Source organism: Nocardioides sp. NPDC059952 (genome assembly GCF_042730435.1).
In the GTDB taxonomy this organism is placed as follows: domain Bacteria; phylum Actinomycetota; class Actinomycetes; order Propionibacteriales; family Nocardioidaceae; genus Nocardioides.
Window position 1 is genome coordinate 26,457 of the sequence record NZ_JBHWLY010000025.1, and the last position, 22,056, is coordinate 48,512.

28 protein-coding genes are annotated in these 22,056 nt (G+C 69.6%); 10 read left to right on the plus strand and 18 right to left on the minus strand.

The annotated features are described in order from the left end of the window. The first annotated feature begins 54 nt into the window (after positions 1–54). Positions 55–1,089: a LacI family DNA-binding transcriptional regulator gene (locus tag ACFV9G_RS13560; protein ID WP_378727985.1), complete on the plus strand. Its 1,035-nt coding sequence runs from the start codon at positions 55–57 to the stop codon at positions 1,087–1,089. A 60-nt stretch (positions 1,090–1,149) separates the two neighbouring features. After that, positions 1,150–2,433, plus strand: a complete 1,284-nt coding sequence (locus ACFV9G_RS13565) for a pyridine nucleotide-disulfide oxidoreductase (RefSeq protein ID WP_378727986.1) — start codon at positions 1,150–1,152, stop codon at positions 2,431–2,433. A gap of 57 nt (positions 2,434–2,490) precedes the next feature. Here ACFV9G_RS13565 and ACFV9G_RS13570 read toward each other — a convergent pair whose 3' ends face one another. Beyond that, positions 2,491–2,913: a Rieske (2Fe-2S) protein gene (locus ACFV9G_RS13570; protein WP_378727987.1), complete on the minus strand. Its 423-nt coding sequence runs from the start codon at positions 2,911–2,913 to the stop codon at positions 2,491–2,493. A gap of 75 nt (positions 2,914–2,988) precedes the next feature. Next, positions 2,989–5,940, minus strand: coding sequence for an excinuclease ABC subunit UvrA (uvrA, locus tag ACFV9G_RS13575; RefSeq protein ID WP_378727988.1), 2,952 nt, complete (start codon positions 5,938–5,940; stop codon positions 2,989–2,991). 149 nt (positions 5,941–6,089) lie between these two features. On the opposite strand from uvrA, the gene ACFV9G_RS13580 reads away from it, so the two are divergent. Then, complete coding sequence (locus ACFV9G_RS13580) at positions 6,090–6,770, plus strand: MBL fold metallo-hydrolase (protein ID WP_378727989.1); 681 nt, start codon at positions 6,090–6,092, stop codon at positions 6,768–6,770. Between the two features lie 66 nt (positions 6,771–6,836). Here the strand turns inward: ACFV9G_RS13580 and ACFV9G_RS13585 are convergent, their stop codons facing one another. The 13 genes from ACFV9G_RS13585 to ACFV9G_RS13645 form a co-directional block, all read right to left on the minus strand. Next, complete coding sequence (locus tag ACFV9G_RS13585) at positions 6,837–6,989, minus strand: hypothetical protein (protein ID WP_378727990.1); 153 nt, start codon at positions 6,987–6,989, stop codon at positions 6,837–6,839. A gap of 85 nt (positions 6,990–7,074) precedes the next feature. Next, entirely contained in the window at positions 7,075–7,476 is a 402-nt protein-coding gene (locus ACFV9G_RS13590; RefSeq protein ID WP_378727991.1) for a hypothetical protein, read from the minus strand. 217 nt (positions 7,477–7,693) lie between these two features. Next, a complete protein-coding gene (locus ACFV9G_RS13595; protein ID WP_378727992.1) occupies positions 7,694–8,167 on the minus strand; it encodes a hypothetical protein in 474 nt (157 codons plus the stop codon). A gap of 274 nt (positions 8,168–8,441) precedes the next feature. Beyond that, positions 8,442–8,855 carry a hypothetical protein gene (locus tag ACFV9G_RS13600; protein ID WP_378727993.1) on the minus strand — a complete coding sequence of 138 codons (414 nt, stop codon included), beginning with the start codon at positions 8,853–8,855 and terminating at the stop codon, positions 8,442–8,444. 11 nt (positions 8,856–8,866) lie between these two features. Continuing rightward, a complete protein-coding gene (locus ACFV9G_RS13605) occupies positions 8,867–9,709 on the minus strand; it encodes a phage major capsid protein (RefSeq protein ID WP_378727994.1) in 843 nt (280 codons plus the stop codon). Between the two features lie 166 nt (positions 9,710–9,875). Next, positions 9,876–10,391 (minus strand): hypothetical protein, encoded by a 516-nt coding sequence (locus ACFV9G_RS13610; protein ID WP_378727995.1) that lies wholly within the window; start codon positions 10,389–10,391, stop codon positions 9,876–9,878. Then, positions 10,384–10,641, minus strand: a complete 258-nt coding sequence (locus ACFV9G_RS13615; protein WP_378727996.1) for a hypothetical protein — start codon at positions 10,639–10,641, stop codon at positions 10,384–10,386. Before ACFV9G_RS13615 ends, ACFV9G_RS13610 begins: the two co-directional genes overlap by 8 nt. 127 nt (positions 10,642–10,768) lie before the next feature. After that, positions 10,769–11,131: a hypothetical protein gene (locus ACFV9G_RS13620; RefSeq protein WP_378727997.1), complete on the minus strand. Its 363-nt coding sequence runs from the start codon at positions 11,129–11,131 to the stop codon at positions 10,769–10,771. Further along, positions 11,128–11,352, minus strand: a complete 225-nt coding sequence (locus ACFV9G_RS13625; RefSeq protein ID WP_378727998.1) for a hypothetical protein — start codon at positions 11,350–11,352, stop codon at positions 11,128–11,130. Before ACFV9G_RS13625 ends, ACFV9G_RS13620 begins: the two co-directional genes overlap by 4 nt. Further along, positions 11,345–12,079 (minus strand): hypothetical protein, encoded by a 735-nt coding sequence (locus ACFV9G_RS13630; protein ID WP_378727999.1) that lies wholly within the window; start codon positions 12,077–12,079, stop codon positions 11,345–11,347. Before ACFV9G_RS13630 ends, ACFV9G_RS13625 begins: the two co-directional genes overlap by 8 nt. Before the next feature lie 315 nt (positions 12,080–12,394). Continuing rightward, positions 12,395–12,646, minus strand: a complete 252-nt coding sequence (locus ACFV9G_RS13635; protein ID WP_378728000.1) for a hypothetical protein — start codon at positions 12,644–12,646, stop codon at positions 12,395–12,397. Between the two features lie 325 nt (positions 12,647–12,971). Continuing rightward, the gene (locus tag ACFV9G_RS13640; protein WP_378728001.1) at positions 12,972–14,492 is read right to left on the minus strand and encodes a recombinase family protein; all 1,521 of its coding nucleotides are present in this window, start codon (positions 14,490–14,492) and stop codon (positions 12,972–12,974) included. Between the two features lie 222 nt (positions 14,493–14,714). Next, a complete protein-coding gene (locus ACFV9G_RS13645; protein ID WP_378728002.1) occupies positions 14,715–15,194 on the minus strand; it encodes a hypothetical protein in 480 nt (159 codons plus the stop codon). Between the two features lie 116 nt (positions 15,195–15,310). On the opposite strand from ACFV9G_RS13645, the gene ACFV9G_RS13650 reads away from it, so the two are divergent. The 3 genes from ACFV9G_RS13650 (at position 15,311) to ACFV9G_RS13660 (ending at position 16,355) form a co-directional block, all read left to right on the plus strand. Beyond that, positions 15,311–15,490 carry a hypothetical protein gene (locus ACFV9G_RS13650; protein WP_378728003.1) on the plus strand — a complete coding sequence of 60 codons (180 nt, stop codon included), beginning with the start codon at positions 15,311–15,313 and terminating at the stop codon, positions 15,488–15,490. Further along, complete coding sequence (locus ACFV9G_RS13655) at positions 15,491–15,706, plus strand: hypothetical protein (protein WP_378728004.1); 216 nt, start codon at positions 15,491–15,493, stop codon at positions 15,704–15,706. A 328-nt stretch (positions 15,707–16,034) separates the two neighbouring features. Then, positions 16,035–16,355 (plus strand): helix-turn-helix domain-containing protein, encoded by a 321-nt coding sequence (locus ACFV9G_RS13660; RefSeq protein WP_378728005.1) that lies wholly within the window; start codon positions 16,035–16,037, stop codon positions 16,353–16,355. A 3-nt stretch (positions 16,356–16,358) separates the two neighbouring features. On the opposite strand, the gene ACFV9G_RS13665 is transcribed toward ACFV9G_RS13660, so the two are convergent. Then, a complete protein-coding gene (locus ACFV9G_RS13665) occupies positions 16,359–16,964 on the minus strand; it encodes a ClpP family protease (RefSeq protein ID WP_378728006.1) in 606 nt (201 codons plus the stop codon). Further along, positions 16,961–17,644 (minus strand): ClpP family protease, encoded by a 684-nt coding sequence (locus ACFV9G_RS13670; protein WP_378728036.1) that lies wholly within the window; start codon positions 17,642–17,644, stop codon positions 16,961–16,963. The genes ACFV9G_RS13665 and ACFV9G_RS13670 overlap by 4 nt, the downstream gene beginning before the upstream one ends. Positions 17,645–17,691: 47 nt before the next feature. Here ACFV9G_RS13670 and ACFV9G_RS13675 point away from each other — a divergent pair, with 47 nt between their 5' ends. Then, positions 17,692–18,633, plus strand: coding sequence for a D-2-hydroxyacid dehydrogenase family protein (locus tag ACFV9G_RS13675; protein WP_378728007.1), 942 nt, complete (start codon positions 17,692–17,694; stop codon positions 18,631–18,633). Here ACFV9G_RS13675 and ACFV9G_RS13680 read toward each other — a convergent pair whose 3' ends face one another. After that, the gene (locus ACFV9G_RS13680; protein ID WP_378728008.1) at positions 18,634–19,401 is read right to left on the minus strand and encodes a GNAT family N-acetyltransferase; all 768 of its coding nucleotides are present in this window, start codon (positions 19,399–19,401) and stop codon (positions 18,634–18,636) included. Positions 19,402–19,515: 114 nt separating this feature from the next. Between ACFV9G_RS13680 and ACFV9G_RS13685 the strand changes: the two genes are divergently transcribed. From ACFV9G_RS13685 to map, 3 genes are read left to right on the plus strand one after another with little or no spacing between them, the layout of a single operon-like run. Next, a complete protein-coding gene (locus tag ACFV9G_RS13685; protein WP_378728009.1) occupies positions 19,516–19,959 on the plus strand; it encodes a YciI family protein in 444 nt (147 codons plus the stop codon). Next, positions 19,956–21,206 (plus strand): RNA polymerase sigma factor, encoded by a 1,251-nt coding sequence (locus ACFV9G_RS13690; protein ID WP_378728010.1) that lies wholly within the window; start codon positions 19,956–19,958, stop codon positions 21,204–21,206. Before ACFV9G_RS13685 ends, ACFV9G_RS13690 begins: the two co-directional genes overlap by 4 nt. A 37-nt stretch (positions 21,207–21,243) precedes the next feature. Continuing rightward, positions 21,244–22,011, plus strand: a complete 768-nt coding sequence (gene map / locus ACFV9G_RS13695; RefSeq protein WP_378728011.1) for a type I methionyl aminopeptidase — start codon at positions 21,244–21,246, stop codon at positions 22,009–22,011. Positions 22,012–22,056 lie beyond the last annotated feature (45 nt).

Genomic DNA, 22,056 nt, shown 5'->3' on the forward strand with positions numbered 1-22,056 from the left:
CGGAAAGAATCGAGACATCGTTGTCGCGCTCGGATCGACGTCTACGCTGAGCACGTGGCATCACCCCCGTCCGAGCAGACCCGCCAGCAGCGCCGACCGACCATGAAGGACGTCGCGGCCGCGGCCGGGGTGAGCCTGAAGACCGTCTCGCGGGTGGTCAACGGCGAGTCGAACGTCAACGACGACCTGCGCGCGGCCGTGCTCGAGTCGATCGCCGAGCTCGGGTTCCGTCGCAACGCCAGCGCCCGCGATCTCCGGCAGGGACGGTCAGGCACTGTCGGGCTGCTGCTCGAGGATGTCGCCGACCCGTTCTACTCGATCCTGTCCCGCGCGGTCGAGGAGGTGGCCCGGGAGCACGGCACGATGGTCTTCGCCGGCTCCTCGGCCGAGGACGCCGACCGGGAGCGCGAGCTCGCCCTCGCCTTCTGCGAGCGGCGCGTCGACGGACTGATCGTCGTGCCGGCCGGCACCAGCCACTCCTACCTCCTCCCCGAGATGCGGGCCGGCATCCCGGTCGTGTTCGTCGACCGCCCGCCCGGCGACATCGAGGCCGACATGATCCTCACCGACAACCGCGGTGGCAGCCGGCGCGGCGTGGAGCATCTGCTCTCCCACGGACATCGCCGCATCGGCTTCATCGGCGACGCACCCGAGATCTATACCGCCGGTGAGCGGCTCCGCGGCTACCGCGAGGCGCTGGCGTCCGCCGGGATCGAGTTCGCCGAGGAGCTCGTCACCCAGGCACCGCCCTCGCCCGCCTCGACCGCCGACGCGCTGGACCAGCTCCTCACCGGGCCCTCGCCGGCGACCGCGCTGCTGTGCGGCAACAGCCGCACCACCGTCAGCGTCCTGCGCGAGCTGGCCCGGCGCTCCACCCGACTGGCCCTGGTCGGGTTCGACGACGTCGAGCTCGGTGATCTTCTCCAGCCAGGGCTCACCGTCGTCGCACAGGACCCAGGTGCCATGGGCGCGGCCGCCGCGCGACTCCTCTTCCAGCGTATCGCCGGCGACACCGCAGGACCGCCCCAGACGGTCACCATCGGTGCTCGGCTGATCCCCCGGGGCTCCGGGGAGCTCCCGGCTCCCTGAGTCTGGGGAAATCGGCCACGCGAGGCCGGGTTTTAAAGTCTAGTGGTCTAGTATGGTTATGTGCCTTGTCGTGACCGCTACGGATACGCGCTGACCACCAGTGACGAAGCTGCCCTGGCCTACTCCCAGGGGCTGCTCGACGTGCTCCGTCTACGGGACGGCGCCCTCGCCTCCTTCGCGGCCTCGATCGTCCTCGACCCGACGTTCGCGCTCGGACACGCCGCACTGGCGCTGCTCGGCCACGAGATGTGCGCGCCCGTCGACGTCGGCGCTCGCCTGAAGCAGGCTCGGCTGCACGCCCGACGGGCGACCGAGCGCGAGCGCAGCCACGTCCACGCGGTCGATGCCCACATCGGCGGCAACCCGCGGCCGCTGATCGACCACCTTGCGGCCTTCCCGCGAGACGCTCTGCTGCTCTCGACCGCGGTGCCGACCATCGCCTTCGCCGGGGCCACCGAGGTGCCCGAGGAGGCGTGGGCGATCGTCGAACGCGCCAGGCCCGCCTACGGCACCGACTGGTGGTTCGCCGGCCTGCTCGCTTTCGTACGCCAGGAGCAGCGCCGCTTCGACGACGCGATGTCGCTCTCCTGTGCGTCGCTCGCGGTGGAGCCCGGCGCCGGTCACTCCGCCCACGCCCGTGCACACGCCCACTACGAGACCGGCGACCACGAGGCCGGACTCACCTGGATGTCCTCATGGGTGCTCGGCGACGGCGCCCAGATCGACTCGCTCTCCCACTTCTCCTGGCACGCCGCGCTGCACGAGCTGTCCCTCGGCGACCTGGAAGCCGTACGCCGCCGCTATGAGACCCAGCTCCAGCCCGGGCACGCGCTGGGCTGCCGGGCGCTGGTCGACTCCGGCTCGCTGCTCTTCCGGTGGGCGCTCACACCGGGCGCCCGCGACGTGCCCGACATCGCCGAGGTCGTACGCGTCACCGGTCGCGAGACGATGATCCGCCCCGCCACGCCGTTCCTGGCCATGCACACCGCGGTCACTCACCTCGCCACCGGCGACGCCGGTGCGCTCGACGAGCTGAGGTCATGGGCCGCCGGACACGTACATCCGACCATGGCCACCGTCGTCTCCCCGCTCGCCGAAGCGCTCGGGCTGATGGCCCGCGACGAGAACTCGGCCGCCGCCGAGCGGCTCGCGGCGCTCGCGCCCTCGATCCGTCGCCTCGGCGGCTCCGACGCACAGCGCGAGATCATCGAGGAGGCACGCATCGCCGCCCTGCTCCGCGCCGACCGCTGGGACGAGGCCCGGGTGCTGCTCGACGCCCGCCTCGACCGCCGTCGCTCCCCGCGCGACGAGCTGTGGCGGACTCAGGCCCTCGCGCGCGCCTGAGCCTCCCGAGGAGCCTCGGCCGACCGGAGCGACGTCTCGGCTCGCGCGGGCGACCTCTCAGCTGGGGACGATCTCTCCGTCGGTCACCTCGAAGGCGACCTCCTCCAGCGGACTCGTCGCCGGGCCCTGGGTCACCGAGCCGTCCTCGATCGAGAACCGGCTGCCGTGGCACGGGCAGTCGATGGTGCCGCCGGCGACCTTCGTGACCGGGCAGCTGCGGTGGGTGCAGATCGCGGAGAAGACCTTGAACGTGCCCTCGGTCGGCTGGGTGGCCACCAGGTTGCGGTCGGCGACGATCACTCCGCCGCCGACCGGGACCTCGCTCGTCGCGACGAGCGGGCCGTCACCCGTCGACCCGGAGTCGCCGCCACCGGTCCCGCCGGAGTCGCTGCCGCCGCACGCTGCGAGGAGCGGGACACCGACGACCGTGACCGCGGCCCCGCCTACGACCTTCCGGCGGGTGATTCGAGATTCACTCATGACGCCCAGAATAGGCACGCCGACCTCGCACGTCGCCCGCCGAGCGCAAACCTTCAGGCAAATCTCGATCTCGGGTCAGGAGGCGCTGACCTTCTTCCGCGTCGCCGGCTTCTTGGCCGCCGTCTTCTTGGCCGGCTCCGCCTTCGCCTTCACCGGCTTGTCCGGCGGCTGCTCGGCGGCCTTGCCGTCGAGCAACGGGGCGAGGAAGCCACCGGTGTGGCTGCCGGGAGTCACAGCGACTGTCTCGGGGGTGCCCTCTGCGATCACGGTGCCACCGCGGTTGCCGCCCTCCGGACCCATGTCGATGATCCAGTCGGCGGTCTTGATCACGTCGAGGTTGTGCTCGATGACCAGCACCGTGTTGCCCTTGTCGACCAGCGAGGAGAGTACCCCGATGAGCTTGCGGATGTCCTCGAAGTGGAGGCCGGTGGTGGGCTCGTCGAGGACGTAGAGCGTCTTGCCGGTCGAGCGCTTCTGCAGCTCGGCGGAGAGCTTGACGCGCTGCGCCTCACCACCGGACAGGGTGGTCGCGGGCTGCCCCAGCCGCACGTACCCCAGGCCGACCTCGACCAGCGTCTTCATGTGGCGCGCGATCGCGGGCACCGCGGCGAAGAACTCCACCGCCTCCTCGATCGGCATGTCGAGCACCTCGGCGATCGACTTGCCCTTGTAGTGCACCTCGAGCGTCTCGCGGTTGTAGCGCGCACCGTGGCAGACCTCGCAGGGCACGTAGACGTCGGGCAGGAAGTTCATCTCGATCTTGATCGTGCCGTCGCCGGAGCAGGCCTCGCAGCGGCCGCCCTTGACGTTGAACGAGAACCGGCCCTGCAGGTAGCCGCGCATCTTGGCCTCCGGGGTGGAGGCGAAGAGCTTGCGGATGTGGTCGAAGACGCCGGTGTAGGTGGCCGGGTTGGACCGCGGTGTGCGCCCGATCGGGGACTGGTCGACGTGGATCACCTTGTCGACGTTGTCCAGGCCGGAGATCTTGGTGTGCCGGCCCGGAACGGTGCGGGCGCGGTAGAACTCCTTGGCCAGGGCGGTGTAGAGGATGTCGTTGACGAGCGTCGACTTGCCCGAGCCGGAGACGCCGGTGACCGCGAGGAAGAGCCCCAGCGGGAAGGTGACGTCGATGTCCTTGAGGTTGTTCTCCTTGGCACCGTGGACGGTCAGCTCGCGCCCGGCGGTGCGTGGGCGGCGTACGGCAGGGACGGCGATCTCGCGGCGGCCGGCCAGATACTGCCCGGTCACCGACTGCTCGTTGGCGAGCAGCTCGGAGACCGTGCCGGAGTGGATCACCTGACCGCCGTGCTCACCGGCCCCGGGGCCGATGTCGACGACCCAGTCGGCGACCTTGATGGTGTCCTCGTCGTGCTCGACGACGATCAGGGTGTTGCCGAGCCGCTTGAGCCGCTCGAGGGTCTCGATCAGCCGGTGGTTGTCGCGCTGGTGGAGGCCGATGGAGGGCTCGTCCAGCACGTAGAGCACGCCGACCAGACCGGACCCGATCTGGGTCGCCAGCCGGATCCGCTGAGCCTCACCGCCGGAGAGCGAGCCCGAGGGCCGCTCCAGGGAGAGGTAGTCCAACCCCACGTCGAGCAGGAAGCGCAGCCGCGCCTGGATCTCCTTGAGCACCTGCTCGGCGATCTGCCGCTCCCGGCCGCTGAGCTCGACCTGGTCGAGCCACTCGGCGGCCTCGTTGATCGGCAGCGCACACAGCTCGGCGATGTTGAGACCGCCCTCACTCCGCTCCCCCAGCGTCACCGAGGTCGAGACCGGCTTGAGCCGGGTGCCCTTGCAGGTCGGGCACGGCACCTGGCGCATGTAGCCCTCGAAGCGCTCCCGGGTGGTGTCGGACTCGGCCTCCTTGTGGCGTCGCTCCACCCACCGGCGTACGCCCTCGAACTCGGCGTCGTAGGAGCGGCGCCGGCCGTAGCGGTTGACCGAGACCACGTGCACCTTGCGTCCGTGACCGTCGAGGATCGCCTTCTGACCGGCGGTCGGGATCGCGTCCCACGGGGTGTCGAGGTCGAAGCCGAGCTCACCGCCGAGAGCCTCCAGGAGGCGCAGGAAGTATTCGGCGACGTGGGCCTGGGACCAGGGCTGCAGCGCGCCCTCGGCGAGCGTGGCTGCCGGGTTGGGGACGACCAGCTCCGGGTCGACCTCCATCCGGGTGCCGAGGCCGGTGCAGGCCGGGCAGGCACCGAAGGGCGAGTTGAACGAGAACGACCGCGGCTCGAGCTCGTCGGTGTCGAGCAGGTGGTCGTTGGGGCACGACATCCGCTCGGAGAACTTCATCTGCTCGCCACTGTCGACGAAGTCGAAGACGACCAGGCCGCCAGCCAGCTCCAGCGCGGTCTCGACCGAGTCGGTCAGCCGTCGCTTGGAGGACTCCTTGACCGCGAGCCGGTCGATGACCACCTCGATGGTGTGCTTCTTCTGCTTCTCCAGCTTCGGCGGCGCGTCGAGCTGGTGGGTCTCGCCGTCGACGCGCACCCGGGAGTAGCCCTGCTGCTGCAGCTGGCTGAAGAGCTCGACGTACTCCCCCTTGCGGGCCCGGATCACCGGGCTCAGCACCTGGAAGCGGCGCCCCTCCTCCAGCGCGAGCACGTGGTCGACGATCTGCTGCGGCGTCTGCCGCTCGATCGGGGCGCCACAGGTCGGGCAGTGCGGCCGCCCTGCCCGGGCATAGAGCAGACGCAGGTAGTCGTAGACCTCGGTGATGGTGCCGACCGTCGAGCGCGGGTTCTTCGAGGTCGACTTCTGGTCGATCGACACCGCCGGGGAGAGCCCCTCGATGAAGTCGACGTCGGGCTTGTCCATCTGACCGAGGAACTGTCGGGCGTAGGCCGACAGCGACTCGACGTAGCGACGCTGGCCCTCCGCGAAGATGGTGTCGAACGCAAGGCTCGACTTGCCACTTCCGGACAGGCCGGTGAACACGATCATCGAGTCCCGAGGCAGGTCGAGGGAGACGTCTTTCAGGTTGTGCTCCCGGGCTCCCCGGATGATCAGCTGCTGCTCCGCCACGTTCTTTCCTCGTCCAGTGCTATCGCATCGCGCTACCGCGTCGAACAGATGTTCGCATCATACGACGCCGGGAAGACTCCCAGATGGCACCCTCTCACGGAGCACCGACATTTTACTTCTGACCGGGTCCGACGTGCTTGCATAGGCGTATGAGCGATGCCCCTACCACTTATACAGGCGCGGTGAAACCGGGCGGACCGGCCGACGTGCGCGAGCTCGGCCGGCTGACCGTCACGAAGGTCGCCGTCGACGCCCAGATGTCCAACAACTGCTACCTGCTGCGCTGCCGGTCCACCGGCGAGCAGCTCCTCATCGACGCCGCGGCCGAGCCCGAGACCCTGCTCCCCCTCATCGGTGACGAGCTGGCCACCGTCGTCACCACCCACCAGCACTGGGACCACCACCGAGCCCTGGCAGAGGTCGTCGCCGCGACCGGAGCCGCCACGCTCGCCGGAGAGCCCGATGCCGCCGCGATCACGGAGGCCACCGGCGTACCCGTCTCGCGCCCGCTCTCCCACGGAGACACCCTCACCGTCGGTGACTGCACCCTCGAGGTGATCGCGCTGCGCGGGCACACGCCCGGGTCGGTCGCCCTCGTCTACCGCGACCCCGAGGGCACGCCCCACCTGTGGACCGGCGACAGCCTCTTCCCTGGGGGTCCTGGAAGGACAATAGTTCCCGAGGACTTCACTTCCCTAATGGCCGACCTCGAAGCACGAGTCTTCGGCCCCCTGCCGGACGACACCTGGTTCTACCCGGGCCACGGCAACGACTCCACGCTCGGCGTCGAGCGCCCGAGCCTCGGTGAATGGCGTGCACGTGGGTGGTGAACGCCTGGACCCGCAAGGCAACGTTTTCTGCCCTCGACCGACGGCTACCTAGGGGGCGCTGGCGGCCTAGAAGCTTCGCTTCCGGTCCCGACGAGCCTTGGCCGCAGCCTTGTCGCGCTTCGCGAACTCGTCCTCCAGCGCCTGCACGCGGGCGGCAAGCCCTTCAGTGACATTCACGAGCTTCTTGATCGTGTCCACCAGCAGTTCGTCGTTGTTCATGCTGGGCAGGCTGCCAGCACACCCGCCGGGCCTGTGACCTACGCGGGCGTCCGTCCTTCACGTTAGGTACGCGCCCACCGGGACGTCAGAGGCAGGACTCGGCGGCGTCGGTGTTGTCGTTGGGGTAGCTGATCTCGTGGACTTCCTCCGCGTCGGGCCAGGTCGTGAACTCCTTGGCCATGGCGTCGACGGACATGATCGCGGAGGCGTCGGGTTCGAGGCTGTCGGTGATCCACACACCCGTGGCAGGTTCGCCGTCGTCGCCCTCGATGGTGAAGCTCATGGCGACGTAGTAGAGGTCGGAGGACTCCGACTGGACGGCCTGGGCCTCGACGGGTGTGATCTTCGCGCCGCTGGCGCTACCCGCGATGGCAGGAGCGATCTTGGTGGCGTCGAGGCAGTCAGCGGCGGGTTCGTCGTCGCCTCCGCAGGCGGCGAGGAGCGGAAGGGCGAGGAGGAGAATCACGGTGCCGAGTCGTGGGTTCATGAGCCTCACTTTGCCACCATCGAGCGAACGCATGAGCCCCGGCTCACCGCCACCCGGAGCTGAATTCCAATCTTCGAATGACCCCCTACCGCCCCAGGTTGCCGGGTGCGCTGGCGTCGTCGTGACCGAGAAAGCCGACGACCACCATCGGTCCGCCGAGGTGCCCAAGGAGCCTGCGGGCTCTTCTTCGGGGGTGACGTTGACGCACCCGGCGGGTCTATCGGCTCGACCTCGACTCCGGTACGGGCTCCCTGCCGAGGTCGCGCTGCCGTTCCCGTAGCCGCTTCTCGAAGTCGGTCAGCGACGTCGCCGGAGCCGGGGCTGGAGGGGTCCGGCGGCGGAGGAGTTCACGCAACTCCATCTGTCGTTCCCCGATGCGGATCACCCGGTCGACGGCTTGGACGTCACCCTTCCGGGCCTTCGACCAGAGCCCGACTCGCATCGCGTCGAGGCGGGCGATCTCCGACGTGACCTGGGCGACCTCCTCGTCGTCTACAGGATCGCTGTCGGCGTCCCCGGCAGCCGGAGCCCCACCCGGTCGTTTCCTGGCCGTGAGAGCGCGCTGTGCGGCCTTGAACGCACCGCCACGGTTGGCGTACCCCAGGACCTCCGCGATCCGGTCATAGCCCAGGCCAGCGAGGTGAAGTTCCAGTGCCCTCTCGGCACGGTCATCGGGGTCGAGGACGGTCATCTGGGGGCTCCTCTCGGGTCGTTTCGGGGGATCGACGGTTTCTTGGCGGGGGTCTCAGCCCTATGCCAAGGGGTGGCCGCCGGGGGTGGGGGCTGGGGGTCCTCCCCCTGGGGTGGCCGTGGTCGCCGCCGGTGAAGCGGCTGTGACCAGGTGGACGGGGTGGTGTGGGGCAGGTGGGTCTGTACGGGTGGAGCCTCCCGTTGTTCCCCCTTCGCTCCGGTCGGACCCCATGAGTTCAGCCGACTGGTGACGTTGACCCCACACTCCCGGGCGGCTACTCCTCGGCGGCGGCGAGCCAGGCGGCGACCGGGTCCCACGGCGTCCAGCCGGGGGCGGTGTCGACGGTGAACGCTCCTGTGGTGACGCCACCGGCGCACACGGCCTGCAACTGTTCGATCTCGGAGGGGTAGAACATGGCCCGTCTGGTCTGGCGGGTGTCCAACTGCACCGTGTACGGCCCGGCGGTCTGGGACTGGAACGCCCCGGTGCCGGTGTCGTTCCATCTCAGGATCGCGCCTCGCAGGATCGCCTTGGTCGCGGCCTGCTGTTCGGGGGTGAGGCTGTCCTCGTCGCCGAGGCAGGGGGCGACGAGGACGGCCATCGCGGTGGCGTCGGCGATCATCGCAGCGGCCTGGGCCTCGTCGATGTCGGCGAAGGGGGCCAGGTCGGCGGGGGTGATGAGCGCCATGAGGTGTCGGCCTAGGCAGGGGCAGCGACGGTGAAGGACCCGACCCGATCGGGGTGTACGACCTTCGCTCCGAACCGGAAGGTGCAGCGCAGCCCCATCCGGTCGGCGGCGAAGTAGGCGTGCTCGCTCCGGGCGATCTTGACGTCACCGACGGCGGAGACGATCGCGGCCTTGTCGACGATCAGCCCGGTCCCGGCGGGGACAGCGGAGGAGACGAGCACGGGCAGGTCCAACAGGACCCGCTGGGCGTCGTCGGCTCCGACTCCGAGGAGGGACTCGGCGCTGCCGGTGGCCCGCTTGATCTTCCGCAGGGAGGCCCAGGCGGTTGGGGAGACAACCATGTGGGTCGGGTTGCCTCCGGCTTCGGCGAGGGTCGCCTGGAGGTCGACGAGCGGGTCGAGGGTGTCGGCCACCGGGGTGGCGAGGGCCACGATCCCCTGGTTGAGGATCCCGGTCGGTGGGGTCTGGTCGATCACCCCGGGGTCGGGCTGCTGGATGTAGGCGAAGTTGGCGGCCTTGGTGACGGCTCGCTCCACGGAGTCGGCGAGGGCGTTGCTGGCACCGGGCTGGCCGAACAGTTCGTTGGAGGGGGCGAGGAGTTGGGCGATCTTCCCGGTCGCGATGACGGCCTCGGCGAGGTCGGGGACGGCCTCGGGGATCTCGTCTCCTTCGGGGACGAACCCGGCGTCGGCGTCGTCGACCCAGGCGACTCGGACCTTGGGGGCGTCGCCGTCGACGAACCCGGCGACGGTGGAGGTCTCTAGGACCAGCGCCTTGGGGATCGCGTCGGCGGCAGCGAAGGTGGCTTCATCGGGACGCCAGGCGGCGTCGGCTTCGGGGGTGGTGAGCGGCATGAGCCGGTCTCCCTTTCAGGGGGCGACGGCTCGCCGGTAGAACCACAGCAGCCGCCGGTGGATGAATATCCACAGGCGGCCGCTGGCCAAGACCTATGTGCCCCTCGGGGGCCCTCACGTTGAGCGGGCGACGGCCACGGGCCGGGTACCTGCTCTGCGGACGATCTTACGCCGGACCGTCCGACCATGCTGTGGTGGTGAACGCGTCGGCGAAGGTCGGCTTCGGCGGGGTCGGCCGGTAGGCGGTCTGTCGTCCTTCGCTGGGGACCCGGTTGCCGCGTCGCCGGTTGAGGCCGAGGGTCTGCTCAGCAGCGTTGGCGGCGACGGCGACCTTGGTCGGATCGACGGTGCCGGCGGCGGTGAGCATCTCGGCGAGGGTGGCCCCGCTGGCCCACAGCGCCTCCGGCTTCACGTTGTGGACCTTGTCGGCGAGCCGGTCGACCTCGGCTCGCTGGAGGGCCTCGACCTGGACGGCGAGCCGGTCGCGGTCGGCTTCGGTGTCGCGGAGCCTACGACGGTATCGGGCAGCCTCCCGGTTCCCGTCGTCGTCCTCCTGCGGCTCCTGCTGGCCTTCGGTGGCCTCCTGGGGGGCCTCGGGGACCTCTGGGCCCTCAGCAGGCTGCTGCGGGGAGCCTGCGGACGCCTGCGGGTCCTCGGGGGTGTCGGTGGTCTGGTTACTCATGGTGGTCTCCTTCGCTTCTGGGGTGAACGACGGTCAGCCACGGCACGTCGGCCTCGGCAAGCCCGGCACGGTCGAGCTGGACAGGCAGCACGCCCCACTTGATCGAGCTATGCACGGCGGCCGGATCGACGGCGGCCTTCCCGGCGTTCTCATTCATCGCCAGCAGCCGGGCCCGCAACTGATCGGGGGTCGGTCGCAGGTGTTCGGGTGGACGAGGGCCGAACGGGTAGTCGTCGTTGTCGTCGGTCATTGACCCTGTTCCTTCCTGATGTTCCCTCGCGCGCGTGCGTGCGCGTGAAGTTCTTCTGTTCTTGGCTTCTCTTGATTGGTTGTCTGTCTGTCTGGGTAATCGCTTACGTAATCGATGACGCGACCGGTCACTCCTGGGGATCACCGCCGTCCTTCTGGCGGTCCCGGAACGCCTGCTGCCCACGACGGTCCTTGGCCCGCTTGTTCTGCTGTGCGCCGAGTGACCCACGGACCACCAGACCGTGATGGACCACCTCGAAGTCCTCACCCCGGTCACGCCACCAGCCGAGGGCGAGCAGCTCCTTGATCGCGATCTCGAACTCGTCGGAGCCGGCGACCTTGCGGACGAGACGCTTCGGAATCCGGCAATCCATCCGCTCGACCACGTAGAGCCACGTGATCACCTCGTGATGGGTCCGGTAGGCGGCATCGGTCAGGTTGTCGTTGGCGGCGTCGGCGGGGAACTCGGTGCCGGTCTTCACCCACGTCATGAGGTCACCGCCTTGAACCGACACCGGATCCCGGTCAGGTCGCCAGCGGCGAGGAGGTCGGGGAGGTGGACTCGGCTGATGACCCATCCGTGGCCGCCGTGGGACCAGCGCGCGAGGTCCTCTAGGTGGGCAGCCCGGAGGAGCTGCTCGGTGGGGGCTCCCCGGAGGAGGGCGGCTCCCCGGGCCGGGTCGTCGTAGACCCACACGAACGGGCTAGGCATCGTCGCCTCCTTCGGCGAGGAGGTCGCGGACCCGGGCCCACTTCGCCAGCGCCTCGTCCATCTGTCGGAGGACGACGTCGCCATCGACACCAAGGTCGGCCAAGGTGACGTCGTCGGTGAGGATGGCTTCGGCCATACCGTCGACCTCAGCCACAACCTGCCGGAGCCGGACACCGACAGGGCGACGGGACGACGACCTCCGGACCGGCGACTTTCGCTTCGTGACCGGTGGGACGGCCCGGCCCATGTCCTCGGTCGAGGCAGCATCCGGCTTACCTGACGGCAGCACCTGGAGCTTCCTACGGCGGGGGTAGGTCTTCCCGTCCTTGCCGGTCACAGGGGCTTCAGGTGAGGAACTTTCCTCACCTGCGGATGATCCAGGTGTCCCATTTGGGACACCTGCGAGTTCTCTCGCAACGGTCGACTTCCCGGCTCCGACGACCTCACCGATGGCGCGGGTCGACATCCCCAGCTCGCGCATCCTGACTATGGCGAGGAACCGGCCGCCCCGGTCGAGCCGGCGAAGAGCGTCGCCGAACTCGGCGGTCACGTATGCCGTCCACGACCGGTAGTCGAGGGCCTTCCAGGCATCCCCCGCCTCGGCCTTCTCGATCTGATCGAAGACCTTGTCGGTGACGTCGGCCAAGCTCCCGAGGAGGAGCTTGATGGACATCGTGATCTTCTCGGCCTCGGTCTTGGACATCGGCACTTCGAGGGCTCCGGTCACGACGCGATCACCCCCTCACGGCACACGCACACGAACCGGGCATTGCCCATCTCGCGGCTACCCACCCAGCAAGCTCGCTGGCATCGGCAGGTCCCCGGGTTGATCCGGCCAACCGGCTCGACCCCGAGGCGGGCCCGGTAGCGGTCCACGGCCGGGACGTCGTACTCGCACGGCTCACCGTCGAGATGACCGCAGTTGCAGCCGAGACTACGGGGCCGGGTGGACGTTAGGCTGGGCTTGATCTTCGATGTGGTCGGGGTCGTGGGGCCGTTCTCCTGCCGGGGGCGGCCTCTCCCGTTTCCAGGGGGCTTCACGTCAGGCTGCGGCATCTCGGCCACCTCCCGTCGAGGCTGACGCGCCGAAGAGAGCGGCGAGACGGGCACGCTGTTCGTCGGTGAGCGGCGGCATCGCGTCGACCATCTCGCGGATGTACGCGGCCATGCGCTCGGTCTTCAACTGCTGGCGCAGTTCGGTGACGTCGGCGTCCGGGTCACGCTTCTTGATGTTGGCGAGTTTCGAGCGGGTACGTTTCCAGTCCCCGAATGGGCTGGTCGAAACGTCAGGCATGAGTCCTCCGAAGATGTGTCATCTTCGGGCGGCCACACCCTTTTGCCTAGGTGTTTGCCCGTCGTCGGCTCAGGCCCTCTTGGCTTTAGGCGGGAGGTTAGCCCCGTCATCCTTGCTACAGGATCCAGTTGCCTAGTCGGGGTTGTCGATCCTCCGACGACCGCCCGGCTCTATCGTTGCCGGGTGCTTCACGACCCCCAGCGCCAAGGCGAAGCGGGCAATCCTCAACCGAATGAGTGACCTCAGCCTACCTAGGTGTTGGACCTCGATCCAACAACGAGACGGGCGGATCGTGACAGAAATTTCGAGAACAAGAGGACCTGCCTCAAGCCGTCGCGACGGATACCGACATCGGATCGAACCCCGGTCCTCGTCGAGCCTTCTTGATGATGACCCGGCATCCGATGGCCTCCAGTACAGCCCGCCGCTGGACGACGTTCATCGCGTCCCAGCGCTCCTCCGCCTGCGGTCCGGCCAGCGGGCCGAGGAGGTCGACGTCGAGAGCTCGTGCGGCAGCCCTCGCCTGCTCCCGCGCCTCGTCTAGTTCGGGGGTCAAGCGGGCGGTGATCCGACGGAGTTGGTCACGGGTGATCTCGCCGTCGGCGTAACTGTCTGCCGCGTCGTTGAGCCTTGCCCGAAGGGATTCGACCCGGTCGGCCCACATACGGGCGTCCGACTCGTCCCCCAGGAGGACGTCGAGGGCGTCGGGGCGGCTCAGCCGCTCGATCACGACCGCGCGCACCACCTCGTCGACCCGCGCCTCGTTGCGACCAACGCACCCCTTCGCGTCGCACATGTAGAGCACGTTCGGCTTGCCGTACTTGCCCTTCTTGGTGGCGACTCGAAGACGTCCACCGCAGACGCCGCACACCCCCACACCCCAGGACAAGAGGTGGCGTCGAGCTCCGGGACGGGCGACACCCCCGAGCTCGCCGAGGACCCCGCCGTTCTTCCGGCGGAGCGGGTCCGTGAGGAGGGCGACCACTCGGTGATGCTTATCCTCGTCGACGATCCTCGGCCATGCGCCGGGGAACTCGGTCTCGTCGGGACGGCCCCGATGATGGACACGCACCGCGATGTTCGACTTGCGGATCGCCAACTTCTTGACGGACGTCTTGCCCCATGACCTCGATGGTGCCTTCCGGCCGCTCTTCAGGCGGCGCTCCTGTTCCTCGTCGTCGAGCCGCGCCCACCAGGCGGCCTCCGGCGACGGCTCCCCGCGCTGGTTGAGGTCGTCGGTCACGGCGAGGAGGCTATCTCCGCCGAGGAGCCGGTCGACGATCTCGCGGATCACGGCGGCCTCGTGAGGATGCTCGGTGTAGACCGCATCCCGCCCTCGACCCTCCCTGTGCCAGCCGTAACCGAGGTCGCCGGACGGGCGGCCCTTCTCGGCTCTCTGCGCCGCAGCCGCGATGATGCGCTCCGACTTCACCTCGGACTCCATCGTGTCGAACTCGCCCATGAGGCCAGCCTGCCCACGACCGTACGCGTTCGAGAGGTCGAACGAGATGCCCTTGACCGCGATGATGCCGACCCGCTGACGCGCAAAGAGTTCGATGGCCTCGGCGCGTTCCCGGCGATTACGGATGAGGCGGGACGTCTGCCAGACCACAACATGATCGACCTTGCTGAGGCGGACCAGCCGGAGCACCTCGGCATAGCCGGGGCGATAGTCGCCTCGGAGAGCGGAGATGTCATTGTCGGTCTCCTCGGCGACAACCTCCCAACCCTCGTCGGCCGCCTTCTTGCGGCACCGCTCCAACTGGTCGGCGACCTTCAGCGCTTCGCCGGTAGCGTCCTCGCTGATGCGCGCGTACAACACGACGCGAAGTGGGCGGTCGGTCATGGTGTCCATTGTATTACCCTTTCCGACCCCCCGGCATTCCCGGGAGGCGTCGGAAACACGCAGCAGGATCCCGTACGTTTCACCCAGCTGCTCGACGATGTCGAGGAGCGGATCTTCGGCACCCTCCCCGACGAGACCTGGTTCTACCCGGGCCACGGCGACGACTCCACGCTCGGCACCGAGCGTGGACATCTCGCCGAGTGGCGCGAGCGGGGTTGGTGACTACGGCTCCGTAGGCGGGGTCGCGGTCTCCGTCGGCGTCGGATCCGTGGTCGGATCGGCCGACTCGGTCGGCTCGGCGGTCGGCTCCGGTTCTGCCGTACGCGTGGGCCCGGAGGTGGGCGTCGAGCCACCGGTCCCGGCGGGCTCGTCCGGCTCACGCGACGGGATCGGTCGGTCCGGGTCGGCAGTTGCCGACGCGTCGGACTTCCCGGGTCCGTACGTCGCGCCGCCAGGATCGGTCGCCGCGCCGTGCGGACGGGCCGCACTGCCGTCGGAGGGCTCCTTCGACGGCCTCGAGCCAGGCAGTGGCGGCAACGGATCCACGTCGGGATAGGCGTTCCCGACGTCCTCGACACCCGTGGCCGGGTCGGGATCGGGACGCTCGGCCTCCGCCAGGCCGGCGAGAAGGACGACCACCCCGAGACCGGTCATGACCGCGCCGGTCAGGATGCCTGCGACGGCGACCTGCTTGCTCTGCAACTCGACTCCCTGTACCCGCCCCGCGCGTGGTGTGGCGCACAGCGTAGGGCAGCGCAGCCTCGAGCGTTACCCACCCGGGGGCATCGAGACCGGCGCTCGGGAGCCCGATTCAGTCGGTGGGGCTCTCGCTCGGCGACTCGCTGGGCTCGCTCGGCGACTCGGTCGGGTCGCTCGGCGACTCGCTGGGGTCGCTCGGCGACTCGCTGGGGTCGCTGGGGCTCTCGCTCGGCGACTGGCCGGGCTCGCTCGGCGACTCGGTCGGCCTACCCGTCGGCCTCGGCTCTGACGGCACCTGAGTGGGACGCGCCGGGACCGGGGACATCGACCCGCCGGCCGACTCCTCGACCGACCGCGGGCTCGCCGGGACCGGCTCGGCGACCTCGGGATCCTTGCTCTCCGGACCCAACGGGCTGGGCGGACCAGCCTGCGACGGCGTCGAGGACGACTTCTCCAGCGGCGCCACCGGCGAGACCGGCGAGATCAGGCTGACCCCGTTCTCATCCGTGGCGTAGCTGTGTCCTGGCTCTTCCGCTCCGGCGTTGCCGACGATCAGGCCACCAATCCCGATGCTCGTCATGGCCAGTCCCGTTGCCATTCCAGCCAAGGCGATCTGCTTGCGATGCAACACGATTCCCCCGTGATACCAACGACTCGACAAGTTCTCTGGTCGTGCACAGTAGACCTACAAAGATCGAAACTGTGCGACCACTATCGGAGTGTCGAACGTCCTTGGCAAGTCCTCGCCATCTATCGTTCGACCGATATAACCCCAGGTAAGGCGTGTGTTCGCCCGCCGCGAACGGCCGACACCGCCCTCGCCCGCGGCGCTAGTGTGTTGGCATGGGTGAAGTAATCAGATTTCCCGGCCATCCGCTGCCGGACGCCGACAAGCCGGCGCCGCTGTGGCGAGAGGCCGCCGGCCAGGTGATCCGCGGCGAGCGGGCGCGACAGGAGCGCACGCTCGCTGACGTCGCCGGCGACGCCGGGGTATCGACGCAATACCTCTCCGAGATCGAGCGCGGCCGCAAGGAGCCCAGCTCGGAGGTGCTCGAGGCCGTCGGCGGCGCGCTGGGCCTCGGCCTCGTGGACATCACCGAGCGGGTCACCCGCACCCTGCGCGCGGGCGCCCGCCCCTCCGGCCCCCTGGCTCTCGCCGCCTGACCCTCAGACGGAGGTGAGCTTGCGGCTCTCCAGCACCGCATCCGCCAGCCCGTACGCGACCGCCTCCTCGGCTCCGAGGACGTGGTCGCGCTCGGTGTCCGCGTGGATCTCTTCGACACTGCGCCCGGTGTGGCGGGCCAGCAGCGCGTCCATCTCGGCTCGCACCCGGCCGATCTCCTTCGCCGCGACCTGCAGGTCGGTGACATCGCCCCGCTGACCATCCTGGCCCGGCTGCTGCAGCACGACCCGCGCGTGCGGGAGGACCGTACGCCGCCCCGGCTCCCCCGCGGCCAGCAGCACCGCGGCGGAACCGGCCGCCTGGCCCACGCAGGTGGTCGCGACCGGCGACCGTAGGAACTGCATCGTGTCGTAGATGCCGAACATCGCCGTCGGGTCACCGCCCGGAGAGTTGAGGTAGAGCTCGATCTGGGTGTCCGGAGCGTCCGACTCCAGGTGGATCAGCTGCGCGATCACCACGTTGGCGACACCGTCGTCGATCGGCGTACCGAGATAGACGATCCGGTCCGAGAGCAGGCGACTGTAGACATCGAGTGCGCGCTCACCACGTGGGGTCTTCTCGATCACCGACGGGATCGTGTAGGAGCTCATCGGGCACCCCCGGCTGCGGTGAGACCGAAGGCGGCGCTGCGCTGCTGCACCGGCGTCACCGACTGCACGTCGTTGAGCACCTCGTCGACGAAACCGTACTCGCGCGCCTCCTCGGCGGTGAACCACCGGTCGCGCAGCGAGTCCTGGTCGATCTGCTCGACGCTCTGGCCGGTGTGAGCGGCGGTGATCCGCAGCATCTGCTCGGTCATCCGCGCCAGCCGCGCGGCCTGCACCTCGATGTCGGCCGCCGAGCCGCCGATCCCCGCGGACCCCTTGTGCAGCAGGACCTCGGTGTGCGGCAGGACGTAGCGCTTCCCCGGCGTGCCCGCGGTGAGCAGGAACTGGCCCATGCTCGCCGCCATCCCCATCCCCAGCGTGGAGACATCGTTGGGGATCAGGTGCATCACGTCGTAGATCGCCATCCCGGCGGTCACCGAGCCGCCCGGTGAGTTGATGTAGAGGGAGATGTCGCGGTGCGGGTCCTCGGCACTGAGCAGGAGCAGCTGCGCGCAGATCCGGTTGGCGATCGCGTCGTCCACCTCCTGGCCGAGCACGATGATCCTCTGGTTCTGCAGTCGCGCCGTGAGCTGCTCGTCGAGCGGCCCGGCCGAGATGGGTGTCTGGGTCATGTCTTCGACTCTGAAGGACTCCCCCGCCGCGTACCAGCGAATCTGCCGCAGGCAGATCTGCCCAGAGCAGAAGCACACGGACCCGATAGGTTGCCGTCGTGCGCTGCGTGATTCTCGACGACTACCAGGACGTGGCCAGGACGTACGCCGCGTGGGACTCCCTCGAAGGCGTCAAGGTGACCTCGCTGAGCGAGCATCTCGCGCCGGACGCCCTCGTCCGGGCGCTGAAGCATGCCGAGATCGTGGTGGCGATGCGGGAGCGTACGCCGTTCCCGGCGACCGTCCTGGAACGACTGCCGAAGCTGAAGCTGCTGGTCACGACCGGGATGCGCAACGCCTCGATCGACCTCGCCGCAGCGGCCCGGCTGGGGGTCACGGTGTGCGGCACCCCGTCGAGCCCGCACCCGCCGGTCGAGCTGACCTGGGCGCTCATCCACGCGCTGACCCGCCACATCGTGACCGAGGCGACCGGCCACGCCTGGCAGCAGAGCGTCGGGAGCGACCTGCACGGTCGGACCCTCGGCCTGCTCGGGCTCGGCAAGATCGGCGCTCGGGTCGCGGCCGTCGGCCAGGCGTTCGGGATGGACGTGATCGCCTGGAGCCCCCACCTCACCGCCGAGCGCGCCGAGCCGCTCGGTGTGCGCGCCGTCGAGAAGCACACACTCTTCGAGACCAGCGACATCGTCTCGCTCCATCTCGTCCTGTCGGAGACCACGCGACACATCGTCGGCCACGCCGACCTGGCCTCGATGAAGCCGACCGCACACCTGGTCAACACCTCGCGCGCCGGGCTGGTCGACACCCAGGCGCTGGTCGCCCACCTCGGCTCCGGCACCATCGCCGGAGCGGGCCTGGACGTCTACGACGTCGAGCCGCTGCCCGCCGACGACGTGCTGCGCCACCTCCCGAACGTGGTCGCGACGCCGCACCTCGGCTACGTCACCGAGCACAACTACCGCCGCTTCTACGGCGGCGCCGTCGAGGACATCGCCGCCTGGCTGGCCGGCGACCCGATCCGCCGGCTCGCGCCACCGAACTGATCAGCCGCGCCGGACGTAGGGCGTCGTGGTGCCGACCCTGACCAGCCCCGAGCGCTCGAGGATCGGCCGGGAGAACTCGGTGGAGTCGCTGTGGATGTAGCGCTTGCCCCGGTCGATGGCGGTGCGGGCGCGAGCGGCGGTGAGTGCGCGGTAGATGCCGCGGCCGCGCCACTTCTCCAGCGTCGCTCCGCCCCAGATGCCGGCGAACTCCGTCCCCGGAACCATGTCGATCCGGCCGGCACTCAGGACCTCGCCGTCCGCCTCCGCGACCCACATCTCGCTCTCCCCCGCCGTGATCCCACGCAGCTGGCTCGCGACCCGAGCCTCCGAGGCCGGTGAGCCGAAGACCCCGTCCTGCATGATGCTGGCGGCGCGTACGTCCTGCTCGCTGGTGATCGTGCGCAGACCCACTCCGTCGGGCAGCGGGACGTCGACGGCCAGCAGCCGGGCCTCGCCGACCATGATCGACTCCGGCTCATCGGGCGCGAAGCCGTGGCGCAGCAGCGCGTCGTGAAGGCCCGGGGCGTGGTCGTGGCCGCGGGTCTTCCACTCGACCTCCGTGATCGCCGGGTCGGCGTCGAAGTGCGCCACCGCCGCGGCGACCAGCTCCTCGATCCCGGCCGCGTCGGACCCGTCGAGGTCCTGGTAGGAGATGAATCCTCGCCCGCCGTCGAAGGTCGCGAGGCGAAGCGGTCCGTGCCGGGTCACCGACACCGCCCCGGTGGTCTCGGCGTCGGTTCGCAACTGCTCGTCATAGGCCTTCAGCACGGCCAGGAATCTACGCCGAAGTCGTACGCCGAAGCATGTAGTTATCCGGCCGCCCGCTCCGTTCCCCTCGTGAATGGCGCTTACAAGGAGCGCCCGAAGTGGAAGGGTGAGGACATGCCTCGCTACCTGATGATCCTCGACTACCAAGGCGGCACCGACGAGACTCCCGGCGGGATGGCCGGGTGGAAGCCGGAGGAGGTGCAGGGCCACATGAGCTACTACGAGGCGCTCAACAAGGCCCTGACCGAGTCCGGCGAGCTGGTCCACGTCGAGGCGCTGACGCCGCCGGACCAGGCGTTCGTGGTGACCTCGGACGGCACCGACAAGACCGTCACCGACGGACCGTTCCAGGAGTTCAAGGAGTGGGTCGCCGGCTACATGATCGTCGACGCCGAGACCGAGGAGCGTGCCCTGGAGATCGCCGGGCTCTACTCCGCCGCGCCCGGCCCCGGCGGGCTGGCGATCCAGCAGCCGATCCAGGTGCGCCGGATGTACCACGGCACCGACGGCTCCTCGGTCGACGACACCATCGCCTTCGGCGAGGCGAGCATCGAGTGACCGAGGCGACGGCGTACGACCTGCCCGACGACCTCCTGCGTGACCTCACGCCGCAGGTCGTCGCCGTCGTCACCCGGCGCAGCGGCGACTTCTACGCCGCCGAGGACGCGGTCCAGGAGGCTCTGGTCGAGGCGCTACGCACCTGGCCAGAACGAGGTGTTCCGGAGCAGCCTCGCGGCTGGCTGATCACGACCGCGATGCGCCGCCTCGTCGACGCCAAGCGCAGCGAGTCGCGTCGTCGCGACCGCGAGCACGCCGACCATCTCGCCGAGCCCGAGGGGCGGGAGACCTCGGAAGTGGACGACTCCCTCGACGTACTCCTGCTCTGCTGCCATCCCAGCCTCACCCCGGCCTCGGCGGTGGCGCTGACGCTGCGGGCGGTCGGCGGGCTCACCACCCGGGAGATCGCGAGCGCCTACCTCGTCCCGGAGAAGACGATGGCGCAGCGGATCTCCCGGGCGAAGGCGACGATCAAGGGCCGCTCGCTCGGGATCGACGGCGCCGCCGACCTCGCCGCCCGGATCCCCGCGATGCTGAAGGTGCTCTACCTGCTCTTCAACGAGGGGTACGTCGCGTCCGAGGGCGACCACCTCCAACGTGTCGACCTGTGTGCCGAGGCGATCCGGTTGACCCGTCTCGCCCGCACCGCGCTCGCCCGGATGACAGGGACCGCCCACGGCGAGCTCGGCGGCCTGCTCGCGCTGATGCTGCTGCTCGACGCTCGCCGCCCCGCCCGGATCGACGCGCACGGTGCGGTGGTGCCGCTGGCCGACCAGGACCGGAGCCTGTGGCGCCACGAGGCCACTCGCGAGGGGGTCGCGCTGGTCGACGCCGTCATCGGCACCGGTCGGCCGGGCACCTACCAGATCCAGGCCGCCATCGCCGCGCTCCACAACCGCGCGCCCACCGCGGAGGAGACCGACTGGCTGCAGATCACCGCGCTCTACGGGTTGCTGGAGAAGGTCGCGCCCGGGCCGATCGTGACGCTCAACAAGGCCGTCGCGGTCGGGTACGCCGACGGCCCGGGCCCCGCCCTCGCACTGCTCGACGAGCTCCTGCGCGACTCCCCCGACGACTTCGCCGGCCATCCGCGCGTGCCTGCGGTGCGCGCCCATCTGCTGGAGCTCGCCGGTGATCTGGACGGGGCCGCCACTGCCTATGATCTGGCCTCGGCGCGGGCCACCAACCTCGCCGAGCGCCGTTTCCTGACCTCGAAGGCGGCCGCGCTGCGTGACGCACGCTGCTGAGTTCTACTGAGAACCGTTCTCAGGCTACGCTGTGCCTGTGATCGAACTGCGCACCCCGACCCAGATCGAGCAGATGAAGCCCGCCGGCCGATTCGTGGCCGACGTCCTGACCGCACTCCGCGAGCACGCCGCCGTGGGTGTGAACCTGCTCGAGCTCGACGAGCTGGCGCACAAGATGATCAAGGACCGCGGCGCGGAGTCCTGCTACATCGACTACCACCCGAGCTTCGGTGCGATGCCGTTCGGGAAGGTGCTCTGCACCTCGGTCAACGACGGTGTGCTGCACGGCCTGCCCTTCGACTACACGCTGGCCGACGGCGACCTGCTCAGCGTCGACTTCGCCGCCAGCGTCGACGGCTGGGTCTCCGACTCCGCCCTCTCCGTCGTCGTCGGTACGCCCCGCCAGGAGGACCTCGACCTGATCGAGACCACCACCCAGGCACTCGCCGCGGGCATCGACGCCGCACGCGTCGGCAACAAGGTCGGTGACATCTCCCACGCGATCGCCGGCGTCGCCCGCGCGAAGGGCCTCAAGATCAACACCCAGTTCGGCGGCCACGGCGTCGGCCGCACCATGCACGGCGACCCGCACATCGCCAACGACGGCCGCCCCGGCCGCGGCTTCAAGCTGCAGCCCGGCCTCGTCATCGCGATCGAGCCGTGGTTCCTGCACACCACCGACGAGATCTTCACCGACCCCGACGGCTGGACCCTGCGCAGCGCCGACGGCTCCCGCGGCGCCCACATGGAGCACACCGTCGCGATCACCGAGGACGGGCCCCTCATCTTGACGGCCCGCGACTGACGTACGAACGACGGCGCCCCCGCTCCCGTGAAGGGAGCGGGGGCG

What these genes read in the sequence shown, in the direction of transcription:
- ACFV9G_RS13570 (WP_378727987.1), bottom strand. Translation starts at nt 2,913, where the DNA reads ATGAGTGAATCTCGAATCACCCGCCGGAAGGTCGTAGGCGGGGCCGCG.
- ACFV9G_RS13580 (WP_378727989.1), top strand. Translation starts at nt 6,090, where the DNA reads ATGAGCGATGCCCCTACCACTTATACAGGCGCGGTGAAACCGGGCGGA.
- ACFV9G_RS13585 (WP_378727990.1), bottom strand. Translation starts at nt 6,989, where the DNA reads ATGAACAACGACGAACTGCTGGTGGACACGATCAAGAAGCTCGTGAAT.
- ACFV9G_RS13590 (WP_378727991.1), bottom strand. Translation starts at nt 7,476, where the DNA reads ATGAACCCACGACTCGGCACCGTGATTCTCCTCCTCGCCCTTCCGCTC.
- ACFV9G_RS13595 (WP_378727992.1), bottom strand. Translation starts at nt 8,167, where the DNA reads ATGACCGTCCTCGACCCCGATGACCGTGCCGAGAGGGCACTGGAACTT.
- ACFV9G_RS13600 (WP_378727993.1), bottom strand. Translation starts at nt 8,855, where the DNA reads ATGGCGCTCATCACCCCCGCCGACCTGGCCCCCTTCGCCGACATCGAC.
- ACFV9G_RS13605 (WP_378727994.1), bottom strand. Translation starts at nt 9,709, where the DNA reads ATGCCGCTCACCACCCCCGAAGCCGACGCCGCCTGGCGTCCCGATGAA.
- ACFV9G_RS13610 (WP_378727995.1), bottom strand. Translation starts at nt 10,391, where the DNA reads ATGAGTAACCAGACCACCGACACCCCCGAGGACCCGCAGGCGTCCGCA.
- ACFV9G_RS13615 (WP_378727996.1), bottom strand. Translation starts at nt 10,641, where the DNA reads ATGACCGACGACAACGACGACTACCCGTTCGGCCCTCGTCCACCCGAA.
- ACFV9G_RS13620 (WP_378727997.1), bottom strand. Translation starts at nt 11,131, where the DNA reads ATGACGTGGGTGAAGACCGGCACCGAGTTCCCCGCCGACGCCGCCAAC.
- ACFV9G_RS13625 (WP_378727998.1), bottom strand. Translation starts at nt 11,352, where the DNA reads ATGCCTAGCCCGTTCGTGTGGGTCTACGACGACCCGGCCCGGGGAGCC.
- ACFV9G_RS13635 (WP_378728000.1), bottom strand. Translation starts at nt 12,646, where the DNA reads ATGCCTGACGTTTCGACCAGCCCATTCGGGGACTGGAAACGTACCCGC.
- ACFV9G_RS13640 (WP_378728001.1), bottom strand. Translation starts at nt 14,492, where the DNA reads ATGACCGACCGCCCACTTCGCGTCGTGTTGTACGCGCGCATCAGCGAG.
- ACFV9G_RS13660 (WP_378728005.1), top strand. Translation starts at nt 16,035, where the DNA reads ATGGGTGAAGTAATCAGATTTCCCGGCCATCCGCTGCCGGACGCCGAC.
- ACFV9G_RS13665 (WP_378728006.1), bottom strand. Translation starts at nt 16,964, where the DNA reads ATGAGCTCCTACACGATCCCGTCGGTGATCGAGAAGACCCCACGTGGT.
- ACFV9G_RS13685 (WP_378728009.1), top strand. Translation starts at nt 19,516, where the DNA reads ATGCCTCGCTACCTGATGATCCTCGACTACCAAGGCGGCACCGACGAG.